Genomic DNA, 14663 nt, shown 5'->3' on the forward strand with positions numbered 1-14663 from the left:
CTTGAACAGGGCGGTGATACTCGAGAGAACCGCCGAAGTGGCAGTGACCAACACGATCACCGAGGTGTTGATCTCGTAGTGCTGCTTCGGATTGATCCTTGCCGATTCGCCTGGTGAACCCCATCCAGTTTCTGCATCCCCGTGCGAGCTTTCCGCGTCCGAGAGTTTCCAAAGGCAATCAAACATTGATACTGGATATTTTTTCGTGTAAAATTTTAGATTAGCCAATCAGGATTTCATCCAAGACAGCAAGTCCCGCCACAGCGAGTCGCAAGGCATGCATCTCCAAACCGTATCCACGTATTTGCAATTGCGCGTGGTGGGCAGTGCAAAACCTTTAGATCAGGAGGTGTTATGGGGTTTTCAAAAACACTTGCCCTCGTCGTGATGACGTGTCTCATTCCCGCAACTTTGCTGGCCAAGCCCATCCGTTTCGGAGTCCCCCCGTGGCCCGGCGTCACCGTCAAGACTGAAGTCGTCTGCCAGCTCCTGAACGCCATGGGTTATGAGACCACCCAACTTGAGATCGGCCCGCCCGTCATCTACAAGGGCCTGACCAGCGGCGATGTGGATGCTTTTGTGGCGGCCTGGATTCCGCAGCAGAACGAAATGTTCCTGCCCCTCAGGGACAGCAAAGGCATCGATGTCATCGGCGTCAACGTGGACCAGGCCGACACGGGTCTGGCCGTGCCGACCTATGTCTTTGATGCCGGAGTGCGCTCCGTGGCCGATCTGGACAAACACGCCGACAAATTCGAGCGGACCATCTACGCCATCGAGGTCGGCAGCGGCATGCACAGCAGTACCGAGGAAATGGTCGCCCAAGACGTGGCCGGCCTCGGCGACTGGGAAGTAGTGGGCAGCACTACACCGGTCATGCTCAGCGCCGTGGACGAACGCGTGCGCCAGAACAAGTGGGTGGTCTTCCATGCCTGGCGCCCCCACTGGATGACTCTCAAGATCGACATGAAGTTCCTGGAAGGCGTTGCCGGCAGCGAAAAACTCGTCAGCTCCAGCAAGGTCTTCACCGTGGCGAGCAACGACTTCGGTGAAAGATACCCGCAAGCCAGGGCATTGCTGAAAAATCTTTACGTCCCCGCCGATATCCAAAGCGCCTGGATCCATTCGTTCAGCTATGAAAAAGACGAACCCGCCGACGTGGCCAGGGCCTGGATCGCAGCCAATCCCGACACCGTGGCCAAATGGCTCCAGGGCGTACAGACCGTCGACGGCAAGCCCGCCTTCGAAGCCGTTCGCGCAGCCATCCGCTAACCTCACCGCTCTTTTCCCGCCAATGCCTGTCTGGCCTGACCGCCCGGCAGGCATTTCTTATTGCGGCCCGCAACAACCACCTAATTTGTCTATACATGTCACGCCACAATTGTCATCCGCCGGACGCATTGCCGTAACAGTCGTTTCCTAGTGATTGCAAAACACGAGGGAACGACATGATTCAGAATGCGGCCGGCCAGATATGGCTGGCCGTATTCAAGGATGCATTCATGACCGCTCAGAACACGATTCTTGTCGACTCCCGCCCGCCCCGCAGCGTGCAATAATCCCTGTCAAAGCTTACGGGCTGGGCCATTGTCGTGGCCATCCTGGCCTGGTCCTGGGAAGACGCGGACATGCGTCCCATGGCGCTGATCAATGATGCGGGGAACATGGCCACCCTGGCCGGTGATTTTTTTCCGCCGAATTTTTCCGACTGGCGGCTCTACCTGGAAGAAATCGTCGTGACCTTTCACCTTGCGGTCTGGGGCACGTTTCTGGCCGTGATCTGCGCGGGGCCGTTCGGAATACTCAGCTCCGAAAACATCGCCCCCTGGTGGATCTACCAGCCCGTGCGCCGTGTCATGGACGCATGCAGGGCCATCAACGAAGTGGTCTTCGCCATGCTCTTCGTGGTGTCCGTGGGCCTTGGGCCCTTTGCCGGCGTCCTTGCGCTCTGGGTTCACACCACGGGCGTTCTGGCCAAGCTCTTTTCCGAGGCCGTCGAAGCCATCGACCCCCAGCCCGTGGAAGGCATCCGCTCGACCGGCGCCACCGTGATCGAGGAGGTCATTTTCGGCGTCATCCCGCAAGTGCTTCCGCTATGGAGCTCCTATTCGCTGTATCGCTTCGAATCCAACGTACGCTCCGCCACGGTGCACGGCATAGTCGGCGCGGGCGGAATCGGCGTCGTGCTCTGGGAAATGATCCGAGGCTTCTACTTCGCCCAGACCTGCGCCATCATGATCCTGATCATCATATCCGTGACCGCCATCGACCTCGTTTCACAACGTCTGCGCAAACTCTTTGTCTGAACCGGATCAACCCATGCCCTTCCTTTGCTGCACCAATGCCCGTCTGGTCATGCCGGACGGTGTCGTCCACGGATCTCTCACCGCCGAAATCGGAAGCATCAGAGATGTCGATACGCCAACATCCATTTCCGGAGCGCTGGATTTCAAGGGGGACTACCTCCTACCCGGCCTGGTCGAGATCCACACCGACAACATCGAAAAACATTTCCTGCCCCGCTCCGGTGTGCGCTGGCCGACCAGCCTCACCGCCAATCCGGCCCAGGCCCTGGGGCTCACCGACCGGGGCGAACTGCTTCCCGGCAAACGCGCGGACCTTTTGCGTGTGCGCATGGTGGACGATGTGCCCGTGGTTGTTGCAGTGTGGCGGGAAGGCAGGCAAGTGATTTAGGATTGAAGGCATGCCTCCGGCGGCCAGGGGAATTGTCCCCTGAACCCCTTTCACCCGGGAGATTTTTCCATGTTGTTTCGCCGAAACTTGCAGTGACAGAAGGATGGATTTGTGTCTGAAGCCCGCTACGCCATATATTTTGCCCCCGAAGCGGACAGCGCCCTGGAAAGGATCGGCTCCGAAATACTCGGTCGCCACGCAGGCGCAAAAGCGGAACTCATGCAACCGCGCCTGCCCGGCATCGCGCCCGAAAGATTCCGGGAACTGACCGCAGCCCCAAGGCACTACGGGTTGCATGCCACGCTGAAGCCACCCTTCTTTCTGGCCAGCCAGCATGATGAAGCTGGATTGCTGGAAAACGTGGGTCACATCGCCGCAAAAATGCGAGCATTCGACCTGCCGGGACTTGAACTTACCATCCTAGGCTCATTCCTCGCCCTGACCTTGATCGCGCCATGCCCCACGCTTCAAGATCTGGCCCGCATCTGCGTCACGGTCCCTGACCCTTTCCGCCGCCCTGCCGGGTCCGAGGAACTTGCCCGCCGCCGGGCCAAGGGCCTGACCCCGAACCAGGAGCGCCTGCTCGGTCTCTGGGGGTACCCCTGCGTACTGGAAGAAATGCGCTTTCACCTGACCCTGACCGGCAGCATCCACGATCCCGAAGAACGGGAAATCATCCGCGCAGAACTCGCCCCACTTCTTGCCCCCGTACTCCGCCAGCCCGTTCCGGTGCGTGACATCTGCGTGTTCCGGCAGACGTGCCGGGAAGAACCCTTTGGCATTTTCCGACGGTTTCCGCTCCAGTTGCAAGGCTGACAGTGATTTTCCAAGGGGCAGGTCCGCTCTGAGGCATGATTACATGCACGGCCGAATATTGACATCAAGACGTCATGACTACATGATGACAAAACGAGGTGAGCATTATGCCCGAAACTACAAAACGATCCACGATTTATTTCGACGCACAGCTGCATGCGGCCCTGCGCCTGAAAGCCGTGCACTCCAACCGTTCGCTTTCCGACCTTGTCAACGATGCTGTCCGGGTTGCCCTGGCCGAAGACCAGGAGGACCTGGCGGCCTTCGAACATCGTCTGACGGAGCCGGTCATGAGTTACGAAGAGCTGTTGAACGACCTCAAGGCCCATGACAAGATATAGGCTGAGCTTCAAGGCGTCCGTAGCCAAGGATTTGCGCCAACTCCCAAAACGAGACGTGCAGAGTGTCTTGAAGCGCATTGAAGGACTCGCGGATGATCCCAGGCCGAACGGCAGTGAAAAGCTGTCCGGCCAGGAGCGATTCCGGGTAAGACAAGGAACATATCGAATCATCTATGAAATCAGGGATCAGGAACTCGTAATCATGATCGTGAAGGTCGGACATCGGCGCGATGTCTACAGAACATTAAAATGATCTCGGTCTGCGCGCCGGTCTCGATCCAGGCGCCGAGGATGCTGTCAACGACGGATGCGGTGGGGTGGATGCTCGGTTCCGGGGAAAGTACGGTCATGAATCCGTGTCGCTGAAGGCGGCTTCACGAATCAGGGCAGCCAGGACCTGGCCTCGCTGGGCCAAGGGGCCGGAGTTGTCGAAACGCACCAGCGCAGGTGTTTCCATCACGGCCATGCGCGCCCGCGCCAGCCTTTTCTCCATCTCGGCCGCGTCTTCACGGCCACGCGCGTTCAACCGCTCGCGCAGGACCTCTTCGGTCACCTCCACCAGCACGGGCAACAATGCAGGATAAGTGGCAAGAGCCCTGGACAACGCCTCGCGCGAACCGTTCACGACCACGCTGAGCCCCGCCGCCATCCAGATATCGATCTCACGGCCGATGCCGTAGGCGAAGCCGTGACTTTCCCAGTGCAGGGCAAAAAGGCCGCGTGTCCGGCGAAGCTGGAATTCGTCCCGGTCCAGGGCGACATGGTTTTCCCCGCCCGCATCTGCCGGGCGTGTGATGTAGCGGTGCGCGAAGACCACGGGCGCCTCGGCGGGAAGACGCAGACGCGCCTCGGCCATGAGAGAATCCTTTCCACAACCCGACGGGCCCATGATGTAAATCAGTCTTGGCATAGAAATCCTGTTGGGGTGCGTTGGCGGGGGAGGGCGAAAATTTTTTCGCCCCTACGATGTTTCACCATGGTATAAAACATCGCGCCATTGTCGCGACGCCGTTTGTGGCCCGGTGTGGACGTCTGGCCGTACACCGCCTTTGTTGCGACGTTTGGGCAGACACGTAGGGGCGGTCCTGCGTGACCGCCCTTCTTTCGGTCCTGCGTGGCCCTCCGGCCGGACACCGCGATTGGGCAGACACGTAGGTCTGCCCCTACGATGCGTCGTCGTGAAATCAAACATCGCGCCATTGTCGCGACGCCGTTTGTGGCCCGGTGTGGGCGTCTGGCCGTACACCGCGTTTGTTGCGACGTTTGGGCAGACACGTAGGTCTGCCCCTACGATACATCGTGATAAAATCAAACACCGCGCCATTGTCGCGGCACGTAGGGGCGGTCCTGCGTGACCGCCCTTCTTTCGGTCCTGCGTGACCCTCCGGCCGGACACCGCGTTTGGGCAGACACACAGGTCTGCCCAAACGATACATCGTGATAAAATCAAACACCGCGCCATTGTCGCGGCACGTAGGGGCGGTCCTGCGTGACCGCCCTTCTTCGGCGTGATGCGTCGCCATCAATACACCCGTTCCCCATCCCGCCAGACCGGAGTGTCCATGTCACCGAGGTCATGCTTCCGCTCCATCCTGCGTGATCGGGTTTGACACCACCTATGTAGGCGGGCCATGTCGGGCAATGGCGCGAAATCCCTTCTTTTCAGAGAGTTAAAAAAGCATGGTTCCCCTTCTTCAAGGGGATGACGATTTTTTCAATGACCTCTTTTCAAGCAAGGTCGGAACGCAAAATCATATTTCAGAAACACTCTTCCGCACGCTGTAATACGAAGCTCGCGAGGATTCATGTAATGGCCAGTCAGGCTTAATGCATCTTCATTCAGCAAAAAAAGGCATTTTGCCTATACCCGCACATTAAAATTCATCCCCCCGTTGAAAACCATAAACAATGTATGACAGCAGATCTTTTGCTGAATTTCTTGATAAAAAAATATACAGCATGTATTATCAGGTCGCTGTTGATCATGCTCAAATCTATAAAGCGCATTATGCCTTTCAAGACAGCTACACACGATTCAAGGGACTTCAACATGAAATATATACTGATTGCGTGCGCCTTCTTTTGCGCGATCCTGTCCGGATGCGCCACCAACACCTTACAGCGCAACGCCCTGGAAAACTTCGGCCTGGCCACGGAGAGGGTCGGGCGCATGAGCGAATCCGAGTTTCTTTCCATGCGCGACGAAATCATCGAAATGAACTCGCTGCTCATGATTCTCGACAACTCCAAAAATGCCGAAAGCCGTGTCTACGACGAACCGGCCCTGGCCGAGACGACGGCCATGCGCGTTGCAGCATGCAAATCACTGCGCATGTACGGCGACCTGCTCATGCGCCTTGCAGCGGATGATCGTACCGGAATGGTGCGAAAGTCCGCACGGGTTTTTCTGGACAACATCACCGAGACACTGGGACCGGATCTGACCCTCGCCCAGGAAGAGGCAGTGCAAAACGTGGCTCTGGGCCTTGATGCCCGCTGGACGGCGCAAAAAAAATCCGAGACCATTCAAGATGTGGTGCTGGCCTTTGCGGACGCCTTGACCATTCTTGCGGGTAGACTGCTGGCTGATTTCTCTCTTGACGAACCCTCCACCAGCCATCTGAAGGCATATGCGGACACGGCCAGGGAACTCAAAACCCTGTCCTCGGACATCATCGATGCCGGAGACGCGGAACCGCTCAGCAAGAGGAACAAGGCGGTCAAAGCGTTCGTGCTGGCGCAAAAAGCGCTTGTCCGAGCCGAGGCCATGGGCGCACGGATTCACGAGGCCATGACTACCCTGCAAAAAGCCAACGCCCATGTCGCGGCCGCGATTCAGGACAACAGCTACGACCTGCGAGAAATCAGGGAATACGGGAAACAGATTCAGAAGATAAGCACGATGCAGCAGGTTCTTTCCCGCTGAGAAGAGACGGACACGACCCTTTTGAAGCGCCCCATGCGGGCGTTTTCTTTTTGGAAAAACGGCAGCCCGCAGGCTGCCGTGATCATGCGGGAATCAGTTCTTGGGACAGGACGGGAGGGGAAACAGACGACTGACCCGTTCACGGTACGCCTGGTAGGTTTCGCCGAACTGGTCTTCAAGCTCCACCTCTTCGTCACCGACGTTCTTGAAAAAGAGAAACATTGCGACGGCAATGCCCAGAATCCCCAAATTGGTGTTCAGGACCAGGCACAGCCCAGGCATGATGCCGAGCAGGTTCGCGGCCAGGATCGGGTTGCGGCTCCAGGCGAAGGGACCGGACTCGACCAGCGTGTAACCCTCGCCTTTCCTGAGCTCGCGCACGGCCAGCGCCAAACCGGCCACCCCCACTGCCAGCCACAGGAGTCCTATCACCGACCCGAGCAGAAACCAGTCCGTGCCAAGAAGCAGATTCTCGAGAATGCTGCCGGCCACGATGATCCCATAAGCAGGCACAAGTACTTTGCAGGCAAGACTTTTTGTATTCATCATGTTCTCCTCAAGGACAAAATTGAGTATGGCATTACTTGATGATGTAAGTACCACCCCGGACCGCAATTGAAAAGAACCCGGACCGGATTATTCCGGGCCGGGTTCATTCGCATTGGGCCTAGCGGGTCAACTGACGGTAGCGGATGCGGCGCGGCACGGTCAGGGTGTTTCCTGTGCGGCGTTTCAAATCCTTCTCGTATTCCGAATAGTTGCCCTCGAACCAAACCACCTGACTGTCACCCTCGAAGGCCAGGATGTGGGTCGCGATGCGGTCCAGAAACCAGCGGTCATGGGAGATGACCACGGCGCATCCGGCGAAGTTTTCAAGCGCCTCTTCCAGGGCGCGCATGGTGTTCACGTCAAGATCGTTGGTCGGCTCGTCGAGAAGGAGTACGTTGGCCTCCTTTTTGAGCATGAGCGCCAGATGCAGGCGGTTGCGTTCGCCGCCGGAAAGCATGCCCACGGTCTTCTGCTGATCGGGCCCCGCGAAGTTGAACTTGCTGACGTAGGCGCGGGAGTTGATCTCACGGCCGCCCAGATTGATCGTGTCGTACCCGCCCGAGACCATCTCCCAGACTGATTTCTTGGGATCAAGCACGCCGCGGTCCTGGTCCACATGGGCCAGCTTCACGGTCTGCCCGAGACGGATCTCCCCACCATCGGGCTGTTCCTGACCCGTGATCATGCGGAAAAGCGTGGTCTTGCCCGCGCCGTTGGGTCCGATGACGCCGACGATGCCGCCCGGAGGCAGGGCAAAATTCATATCCTCGATGAGCAGCTTGTCCTCAAAGGCCTTCTTTACGTGGCTGGCCTCGATGACCACATCCCCAAGACGGGGCCCTGAAGGGATGAACAACTCCAGGGTCTTGATCTTGTCCTTGGTCTCCTGGTTGAGCAGATTCTCGTAGGACGAAATTCTGGCCTTGGCTTTGGCATGGCGGCCCTTGGGCGACATGTTGATCCATTCCAGCTCGTGCTTCAGGGTACGCTGGCGGGCGCTCTCCTCTTTTTCCTCCTGGGCCAGACGATTCTGCTTCTGTTCCAGCCAGGAAGAATAGTTGCCCTTCCACGGAATGCCAACGCCCCGGTCCAGCTCCAGAATCCAGCCAGCGACGTTGTCCAGGAAATAGCGGTCATGGGTCACGGCGATGATGGTGCCCTGATACTGCTGCAGATGATGCTCAAGCCAGGCGATGGTCTCGGCGTCAAGGTGGTTGGTGGGTTCATCCAGAAGCAGGATGTCGGGTTTCTGCAACAGCAGGCGGCACAGGGCTACGCGGCGCTTCTCGCCGCCGGACAGCACGCCGACCTTGGTCTCCGGATCGGGGCAGCGCAGGGCCTCCATGGCCATTTCAAGACGCGAATCGAGCTCCCAGGCATCCTGGGCGTCGAGCTTCTCCTGCACGTCACCCTGACGGGCGATGAGCGCGTCCATCTCGTCGTCGCTCATGGGTTCGGCGAACTTGGCGTTGATCTCCTCGAACTCCTGCATGAGGTCGACGGTTTCCTGAACGGCCTCCTGCACGATCTCGCGCACGGTCCGCTCGGGATCAAGCTGCGGCTCCTGTTCCAGATAGCCTACGGAATAGCCGGGGGAAATGACGATGTTGCCGTTGTACTCCTTGTCCACACCGGCCATGATCTTCAGCAGCGAGCTCTTGCCGGAGCCGTTCAGGCCAAGCACGCCGATCTTGGCGCCGTAAAAAAAGGACAGGGAAATATCCTTGATGACCGGCTTCTTGTCGTAAAACCGGGACACCTTCATCATGGAATAAATGATCTTATTTGGTTCGTCGCTCATGAAAATACCCTCGAAATGTGAATTGATTGCATAAATACCGGCCGGTTCGGCCGTTGTGGACAAACCGGGAATGAGAGCGGCCGACAAAAGGCCGGCCGCATGAAATATTGCCTGGATTCAGGATAAGCTAATGGCCGAAGCCCGGAATTTCCAGTCTCTTTTCCAGTCTACGCAGGCCGTAGGATGCCACGCTGACCAGTACAAGGTAGTAGACGCCCACGACCATGAACACCTCGCTGAAGCGAAAACTCTCGCTGGCCACGATCTTGGCCTGCCCGGTCAGTTCGAAGCAGGTGATGACGTAGGCCAGGGACGAATACTTGATCAGGTACACGATCTCGTTCCCGCAGCCGGGCAGCGCCCGGCGAAAGGCCTGGGGAATGATGATCCAGACCAGGGTCGTGAACGTTGAAAAACCAAGCGCCTGGGCCGCAAGCTCCTGACCTCGCTTGATGGAGAGCAGGCCGCCACGGATGTATTCGGAATGATAGGCCGCGCTGCACAGGGTGAACCCGATCACGGCCGCCGTGTACGGCTGGAAATATATGCCCACACCCGGCAGGCCGAAATACAGGATGAAGAGCTGGATCACCAGGGGCGTGCCCCGGAACAGCGCGGCGTAGCCATTGGCCACGGCCTGCAGAATTCCGCCGCCAAATGCCCGGCACGCTCCGACGATCACTCCGAAAAAGATGCCCAGCAGGGCCGAGGGCACGATCAGCTGCACGCTCACGAGCACGCCCTTGTTCAGAGCGGGCACCAGCCGTTCCAGCAGAAAGACGAACTCCTCGTTCATGAGCCGGCGCCCTCCACATCAAGAATCTGGGAACAGAAATCAAGGGTGCGGGTGCCCGAGCCATCGGCCAGAAGTTCCTTGGGGCTGCCCTGCTCGATGATCCGGCCTTCCTGCATGAAAAGCACTTCGTCGGCCAGGGAGCGGGTGAAACCCATCTGATGCGTAGCCATGACCATGGTCATCCCATTCTGGGCCAGCCCGCGGATGACGGTCAGCACCTCGCTGACCAGTTCCGGATCGAGGGCCGAAGTGGGCTCGTCCAGCAACATGACCTTGGGATCCATGGCCAGCGCGCGGGCGATGGAAACACGCTGCTTCTGGCCGCCGGACAGCTCCGCCGGATAGAGATGCCCCTTGTCGCCAAGGCCGACGCGCTCCAGCTCCGCCATGGCGCGGGCCCTGGCCCGTGCACGGCTCATGCCCTTGACCTTGCGCAGGGCTATGCTGACATTGTCCGACGCGGTCAGGTGATCGAAGAGATTGAAATCCTGAAAAATCATGCCCACCTGCTGACGAAATTCGCACAGTTCACGGGCCTTGCGCGGATCAACGCGCCTGCCGTCCAACTCGATTTCCCCCCGGTCGGGCACGATGAGATAATTCATGCATTGCAGGAGCGTGCTCTTGCCTCCCCCGGAGGGACCGATGAGCACCTTCATTTCACCTTCGTAGAGGTTCAGGCTCACGGATTTGAGTATCTCGCGCCCGCCCAGGACCTTGGATATGCCCTGCACCCGCATGAGCAGGTTTCGTGTTTTCTTATTCGCCATTAATGCACATAACCCTTTATTCTGACACGTTTTTCAAGGGCGCGCAGTGCTATGACCCCGGCCCAGGTCAATAAAAAATAAAGCACTGCCGCGCTGACGTACATGGGCAGGTGCTGGTAGGTCCGCGAAGCCACGAAGTGCGTCCGCGCCATGATCTCGCTCGCCCCGAGCACAAAAGCCAGGGCCGAGTCCTTCAATATGATGGAGTACTCGTTGGACCAGCCGGGGATGGACAGGCGCAGGGCCTGGGGCAGGATGATGGAGCGGATGGCCAGGCCGTCGGACATGCCGAGTGCGCGGGCCGCCTTGAGCTGGCCCTTGGCCAGGGACAGGATGGAGCCGCGAAAAATTTGGGACTGATAGGCTCCGCTGGTCATGCCGAGCACGATGGTGGCTGCGGCAACCGCGTTCAGGTTGAGACCCACGAGGTTGAAGAGTCCGAAATAGAAAAGAAAAAGCAGCACCAGAATCGGCACTCCGCGAAAAAACCAAACGTAAAGGCCGCACAACGCCCGCACCGCCCACGGGCCGTAAACCTGCCCGACAGCCAGGGGCACGCCGATGAAAAGACCCAAAAACATTGCGCCGACCACTGCGATCACAGTGACGGCCGCGCCCTGCAACACATAGGGCATGGCGTCCAGGAGGACGGTGACGGTTTCGTTCATGATCAGGGCTGAATCCTTGGCACGGCTTGGCAAAAAAACGGGAAGGCCGGAGCATTGCCAGGCCTTCCCGAGGTATCAAAAGCGGTCAGACTACTTGTTCAGGTGCTTGGCGATGAGCTCTTCCCAGTAGGGGTCGGCCTTGAGCATCTCGAAGCCCTTGTTCAGAGTGTCGAGCAGCTCCTTGTCTTCCTTGCGCACGGCCGCGCCAAAGGGCTCGACTTCGCCGAAGATGCCGATGATCTGCACGGGCCTCTTATGTTCAGCGTCACGGGCCGGGGGATAGTTCATGGCGGCGGCATCGATGCGGCCATTGACCAAGTCTTCGATGGCCATAGGTGCGGAATCATACAGTTTGATGGTGAACTTCCATCCCTGCTTCTCTTTCTCGTCGGCCATCCACTTTTGCTCAGAGGTGCCGGCCTGCATGCCGATGGTTACTTCCTGGCCGTAGATTTCCTCGGCCTTGAGCGCGGAATCCTTCTTGGTCACGAACACGTTCTTCACTTCCCAGTAGGGCGCGGTAAAATTGACCTTCTCGGCACGCTCGGCGGTGATGGTCATGCCGGAGCAGATGAAGTCGATCTTCTTGGCCAGCAGGTTGGGGATGATGCCATCCCAGTCAACGGGCACGTGCTTGACCTTGAAGCCCATCTTGGCTGCGACCCAGTCCACGGCGTCGACGTCGAAGCCGCTGGGCTTGCCGCTCTGATCCACGTAGGCGAACGGCGGATAGTTGGCGTCGATGCCGTTCAACAGGACTTTTTCCTCGGCCAGGGCCGGACCGGCGACCATGCACACAAGACAGGCGATCACAAAAGCAGCGCGTTTCAGCATGTTTTTCATCCTCATGAAAACGTTTGACAAAAAATCAGGTTCCCCCACAAGTAATCATGAACCGTCCAGGCCGACCCGTTTTTTCAAGGGGGCCCAAACCAGTTCATTTCACGGCACAACACTTTCAAATGCCGAATGATTTGCAGCATTGTGACACGTACACACCGGTATATTCATTTTTCAAAAACCGCAACACATGCCCGGCCACCACGAAAATGCAGAAGAACCAAAAGAAAGCGTATATTTGCGGACTTGCAGCCGTCTGCCTGTGGTCGACCGTGGCCACCGCCTTCAAGCTATCCCTGCGCCACCTCGGGCCGGAGCCGCTGCTTTTCTATGCCAGCCTGACCTCGGTGCTGGTTCTGCTCCTGATTCTGGCCATCCAGGGCAGGATGAGAGAATTGTCGCGACTGACATTCAAGGATGCACGCTTCTCCCTGCTTCTTGGCGGCCTGAACCCCTTCCTCTACTACCTTGTCCTGATCCGCGCCTACGACCTGCTCCGCGCCCAGGAAGCCCAGGCCATCAACTACACCTGGGCCATCACCATGAGCCTCCTGTCCATCCCCCTCCTCGGCCAGCGCCTGCGCGGCCTGCAATTCGTGGCCATCGGCCTTGGCTACCTCGGCGCGCTCATCATCTCCACCCGGGGCAATCTGCTGGGATTCGAGATGGCGAGCCCCCTGGGTTTTGCCCTGGCCATGGGCAGCACGGTCATCTGGGCCCTGTTCTGGATTTTCGGGGTCAAGGACGCCATGGACCCGACCCTGCGCCTGCTGCTCAACTTCTGCTGCGGCGCGGTCTACACCGGAGCGTGGGCGCTCCTGTCCGGCATTTCGCTCATCCCCAACGGGCCGGGTTTGCTTGGCGCGGTCTACCTCGGGATCTTCGAGATGGGGGTGACGTTCGTGCTCTGGATGTCGGCCCTGCGCCTGTCCCGAACCACGGCGCAGGTCAGCAACATGATCTATCTGGCCCCCTTCCTGTCCCTCTTCATCATTCACTTCCTGCTCGGCGAAACCATCCACGCAGCCACCCTGGCCGGACTGGGCTTCATCCTGGCTGGCACCGTGACCCAAAAATTCGCGGACGCCCAAGCCACGAAGTGAAAATTCCGAGCTCCCAAGCTCTCTACCTGCCCACCACAAGCATTTCGATCTCAAAAAAATATTGACAGACCAGCAGCTCACCACTATTTCTACACATTGTTTTGAAGCGTCATGCCATTTCATGGGAAATGATCGTGACGCTGGTGCGGACCAGCTGGTAGCTGTTTCCAGCCGGAATATCCGCATTTTTTTTACCTTTTTTTTCGGAGTTATAGTTTAGTCTATGAACATCTATGTTGGAAATCTGTCCTGGTCGACCACCGATGCCGACCTGAAGTCCCTGTTCTCCCAGTACGGCGAAGTCACCTCTGCTCACGTCATCGAAGACCGCGCCACCGGCCGCTCCCGTGGTTTTGGCTTTGTCGAGATGGATGACGAAGGCGCCCGCCAGGCCATCCAGGCAGTGAACGGCACCGATTTTCAGGGCCGCAACCTGAAGGTCAACGAATCTCAGCCCCGTGAGAGCCGCCCCCGCTACTAAGCGGTCTGTTCGATCATGAGGAAGCCCGTCCATGGACGGGCTTTTTTTTGTTCAAAATCCGCCGCCACGACTGCCCGAAAAGTGCATTGACGAGTTCCCCGCGTGCCGCATATTGGAGCCGACACCCAAGTCCCCATCCCCTCAGGAGTTATTGATGCGCCCCTGTTCCAAGACGATCCGACTTTTCCTGATCCTGCTCCTGACGATGCTCGCAGCCTGTTCCAAGCCCGCGCCCGGACCTTCGCAAGCCGCCCCGGCACCAACAAACGCGACGGCGGAAGCCCCCGCCCCCCAAAGCCCGGCGCCAACAGCCGACATCCAGGCCGCGCCACAAAGCGAGACCACGCCTAAGCGAACCACAGAAACGCAGGAAGCCCCGTGCCTTGAGTGTGACGCCGTCGATCCGAGCCAGGACCGCGCGGACTGTTTCAAGCTTCAGCCCGGCAAGACGAGCAAAAACAAACACGGCAAGACCGTGACCGGCCGCTGCCAGCCCCAATGCGTTCCCTACGCCCGCTGCCGCAGCGGGATCATGACCTGCCGCCTGGGTGACACGGGTCCAGTGGAGTGGTTCGAGTGCGCGCGCAAGAACAAGGCGACGACCCTGGTCCCCAAGGCCGGGTCCATCATGGTCATCGACGTCAACACCCGCCGCAAGATGCCCACCGGCCACCTCGGTTATGTGGAAGAGGCCTGCCCCAACGCGGACGGGACCTGGAGCCTGCGCTTCAGTCACACCAACTTTGACCGCAAATGCCACCTGGACCTAGACGCCAAGGTCCTGTTCAATCCGGCGACCATGACCGCCACGTTTCTGAGCGGGCCATGGAAAACATGGGCCAAGGACCTGAAAATCCGCGGCTTCATCCTGAGGTGAA

17 protein-coding genes are annotated in these 14663 nt (G+C 58.6%); 10 read left to right on the forward strand and 7 right to left on the reverse strand.

The window, feature by feature from the left end; genetic code table 11:
• Positions 1 to 354 precede the first annotated feature (354 nt).
• From BMZ40_RS16670 to BMZ40_RS16695, 6 genes are all read left to right on the forward strand, one after another.
• Positions 355 to 1272 carry an ABC transporter substrate-binding protein gene (locus BMZ40_RS16670; protein WP_092378542.1) on the forward strand — a complete coding sequence of 306 codons (918 nt, stop codon included), beginning with the start codon at positions 355 to 357 and terminating at the stop codon, positions 1270 to 1272.
• A gap of 290 nt (positions 1273 to 1562) precedes the next feature.
• A complete protein-coding gene (gene phnE / locus BMZ40_RS16675) occupies positions 1563 to 2306 on the forward strand; it encodes a phosphonate ABC transporter, permease protein PhnE (protein WP_092378545.1) in 744 nt (247 codons plus the stop codon).
• A 13-nt stretch (positions 2307 to 2319) separates the two neighbouring features.
• Positions 2320 to 2694, forward strand: a complete 375-nt coding sequence (locus tag BMZ40_RS19715) for a hypothetical protein (RefSeq protein ID WP_177193238.1) — start codon at positions 2320 to 2322, stop codon at positions 2692 to 2694.
• Positions 2695 to 2805: 111 nt separating this feature from the next.
• Positions 2806 to 3510 carry a DUF1045 domain-containing protein gene (locus BMZ40_RS16685; protein ID WP_092378548.1) on the forward strand — a complete coding sequence of 235 codons (705 nt, stop codon included), beginning with the start codon at positions 2806 to 2808 and terminating at the stop codon, positions 3508 to 3510.
• A gap of 107 nt (positions 3511 to 3617) precedes the next feature.
• Positions 3618 to 3851, forward strand: coding sequence for a CopG family transcriptional regulator (locus tag BMZ40_RS16690; protein WP_092378551.1), 234 nt, complete (start codon positions 3618 to 3620; stop codon positions 3849 to 3851).
• Positions 3838 to 4104, forward strand: coding sequence for a type II toxin-antitoxin system RelE family toxin (locus tag BMZ40_RS16695; RefSeq protein WP_092378554.1), 267 nt, complete (start codon positions 3838 to 3840; stop codon positions 4102 to 4104). The genes BMZ40_RS16690 and BMZ40_RS16695 overlap by 14 nt, the downstream gene beginning before the upstream one ends.
• A gap of 93 nt (positions 4105 to 4197) precedes the next feature.
• Here the strand turns inward: BMZ40_RS16695 and phnN are convergent, their stop codons facing one another.
• Positions 4198 to 4761, reverse strand: a complete 564-nt coding sequence (phnN, locus tag BMZ40_RS16700) for a phosphonate metabolism protein/1,5-bisphosphokinase (PRPP-forming) PhnN (protein WP_092378556.1) — start codon at positions 4759 to 4761, stop codon at positions 4198 to 4200.
• Between the two features lie 1140 nt (positions 4762 to 5901).
• On the opposite strand from phnN, the gene BMZ40_RS16705 reads away from it, so the two are divergent.
• Positions 5902 to 6777: a hypothetical protein gene (locus tag BMZ40_RS16705; protein ID WP_092378559.1), complete on the forward strand. Its 876-nt coding sequence runs from the start codon at positions 5902 to 5904 to the stop codon at positions 6775 to 6777.
• A gap of 93 nt (positions 6778 to 6870) precedes the next feature.
• On the opposite strand, the gene BMZ40_RS16710 is transcribed toward BMZ40_RS16705, so the two are convergent.
• The 6 genes from BMZ40_RS16710 to BMZ40_RS16735 all read right to left on the reverse strand — a co-directional run bounded on the left by BMZ40_RS16710 (position 6871) and on the right by BMZ40_RS16735 (position 12195).
• Entirely contained in the window at positions 6871 to 7323 is a 453-nt protein-coding gene (locus BMZ40_RS16710; RefSeq protein WP_092378562.1) for a methyltransferase family protein, read from the reverse strand.
• A gap of 121 nt (positions 7324 to 7444) precedes the next feature.
• Positions 7445 to 9127, reverse strand: a complete 1683-nt coding sequence (gene ettA, locus BMZ40_RS16715) for an energy-dependent translational throttle protein EttA (protein ID WP_092193706.1) — start codon at positions 9125 to 9127, stop codon at positions 7445 to 7447.
• A 127-nt stretch (positions 9128 to 9254) separates the two neighbouring features.
• A complete protein-coding gene (locus BMZ40_RS16720) occupies positions 9255 to 9923 on the reverse strand; it encodes an amino acid ABC transporter permease (RefSeq protein ID WP_092378564.1) in 669 nt (222 codons plus the stop codon).
• Positions 9920 to 10693 carry an amino acid ABC transporter ATP-binding protein gene (locus BMZ40_RS16725; RefSeq protein ID WP_092378566.1) on the reverse strand — a complete coding sequence of 258 codons (774 nt, stop codon included), beginning with the start codon at positions 10691 to 10693 and terminating at the stop codon, positions 9920 to 9922. Before BMZ40_RS16725 ends, BMZ40_RS16720 begins: the two co-directional genes overlap by 4 nt.
• Positions 10693 to 11361 carry an amino acid ABC transporter permease gene (locus BMZ40_RS16730; RefSeq protein ID WP_092378725.1) on the reverse strand — a complete coding sequence of 223 codons (669 nt, stop codon included), beginning with the start codon at positions 11359 to 11361 and terminating at the stop codon, positions 10693 to 10695. The genes BMZ40_RS16725 and BMZ40_RS16730 overlap by 1 nt, the downstream gene beginning before the upstream one ends.
• Positions 11362 to 11451: 90 nt before the next feature.
• Positions 11452 to 12195: an ABC transporter substrate-binding protein gene (locus BMZ40_RS16735; protein WP_092378569.1), complete on the reverse strand. Its 744-nt coding sequence runs from the start codon at positions 12193 to 12195 to the stop codon at positions 11452 to 11454.
• Positions 12196 to 12410: 215 nt separating this feature from the next.
• Here BMZ40_RS16735 and BMZ40_RS16740 point away from each other — a divergent pair, with 215 nt between their 5' ends.
• From BMZ40_RS16740 to BMZ40_RS16750, 3 genes are all read left to right on the forward strand, one after another.
• Positions 12411 to 13304 carry a DMT family transporter gene (locus BMZ40_RS16740; protein ID WP_092378571.1) on the forward strand — a complete coding sequence of 298 codons (894 nt, stop codon included), beginning with the start codon at positions 12411 to 12413 and terminating at the stop codon, positions 13302 to 13304.
• A gap of 223 nt (positions 13305 to 13527) precedes the next feature.
• Positions 13528 to 13785 (forward strand): RNA recognition motif domain-containing protein, encoded by a 258-nt coding sequence (locus tag BMZ40_RS16745; protein ID WP_092193610.1) that lies wholly within the window; start codon positions 13528 to 13530, stop codon positions 13783 to 13785.
• Between the two features lie 154 nt (positions 13786 to 13939).
• Positions 13940 to 14662, forward strand: coding sequence for a CHAP domain-containing protein (locus BMZ40_RS16750; RefSeq protein WP_092378574.1), 723 nt, complete (start codon positions 13940 to 13942; stop codon positions 14660 to 14662).
• The last annotated feature ends 1 nt before the right edge of the window (position 14663 follow it).

The organism is Desulfomicrobium apsheronum, from assembly GCF_900114115.1.
Lineage (GTDB): Bacteria > Desulfobacterota > Desulfovibrionia > Desulfovibrionales > Desulfomicrobiaceae > Desulfomicrobium > Desulfomicrobium apsheronum.

Coding starts and splice junctions, on each gene's coding strand:
- BMZ40_RS16670 (WP_092378542.1), top strand. CDS start 355: ATGGGGTTTTCAAAAACACTTGCCCTCGTCGTGATGACGTGTCTCATT.
- BMZ40_RS19715 (WP_177193238.1), top strand. CDS start 2,320: ATGCCCTTCCTTTGCTGCACCAATGCCCGTCTGGTCATGCCGGACGGT.
- BMZ40_RS16690 (WP_092378551.1), top strand. CDS start 3,618: ATGCCCGAAACTACAAAACGATCCACGATTTATTTCGACGCACAGCTG.
- BMZ40_RS16695 (WP_092378554.1), top strand. CDS start 3,838: ATGACAAGATATAGGCTGAGCTTCAAGGCGTCCGTAGCCAAGGATTTG.
- phnN (WP_092378556.1), bottom strand. CDS start 4,761: ATGCCAAGACTGATTTACATCATGGGCCCGTCGGGTTGTGGAAAGGAT.
- BMZ40_RS16705 (WP_092378559.1), top strand. CDS start 5,902: ATGAAATATATACTGATTGCGTGCGCCTTCTTTTGCGCGATCCTGTCC.
- BMZ40_RS16710 (WP_092378562.1), bottom strand. CDS start 7,323: ATGAATACAAAAAGTCTTGCCTGCAAAGTACTTGTGCCTGCTTATGGG.
- ettA (WP_092193706.1), bottom strand. CDS start 9,127: ATGAGCGACGAACCAAATAAGATCATTTATTCCATGATGAAGGTGTCC.
- BMZ40_RS16720 (WP_092378564.1), bottom strand. CDS start 9,923: ATGAACGAGGAGTTCGTCTTTCTGCTGGAACGGCTGGTGCCCGCTCTG.
- BMZ40_RS16725 (WP_092378566.1), bottom strand. CDS start 10,693: ATGGCGAATAAGAAAACACGAAACCTGCTCATGCGGGTGCAGGGCATA.
- BMZ40_RS16730 (WP_092378725.1), bottom strand. CDS start 11,361: ATGAACGAAACCGTCACCGTCCTCCTGGACGCCATGCCCTATGTGTTG.
- BMZ40_RS16735 (WP_092378569.1), bottom strand. CDS start 12,195: ATGCTGAAACGCGCTGCTTTTGTGATCGCCTGTCTTGTGTGCATGGTC.
- BMZ40_RS16740 (WP_092378571.1), top strand. CDS start 12,411: ATGCAGAAGAACCAAAAGAAAGCGTATATTTGCGGACTTGCAGCCGTC.
- BMZ40_RS16745 (WP_092193610.1), top strand. CDS start 13,528: ATGAACATCTATGTTGGAAATCTGTCCTGGTCGACCACCGATGCCGAC.
- BMZ40_RS16750 (WP_092378574.1), top strand. CDS start 13,940: ATGCGCCCCTGTTCCAAGACGATCCGACTTTTCCTGATCCTGCTCCTG.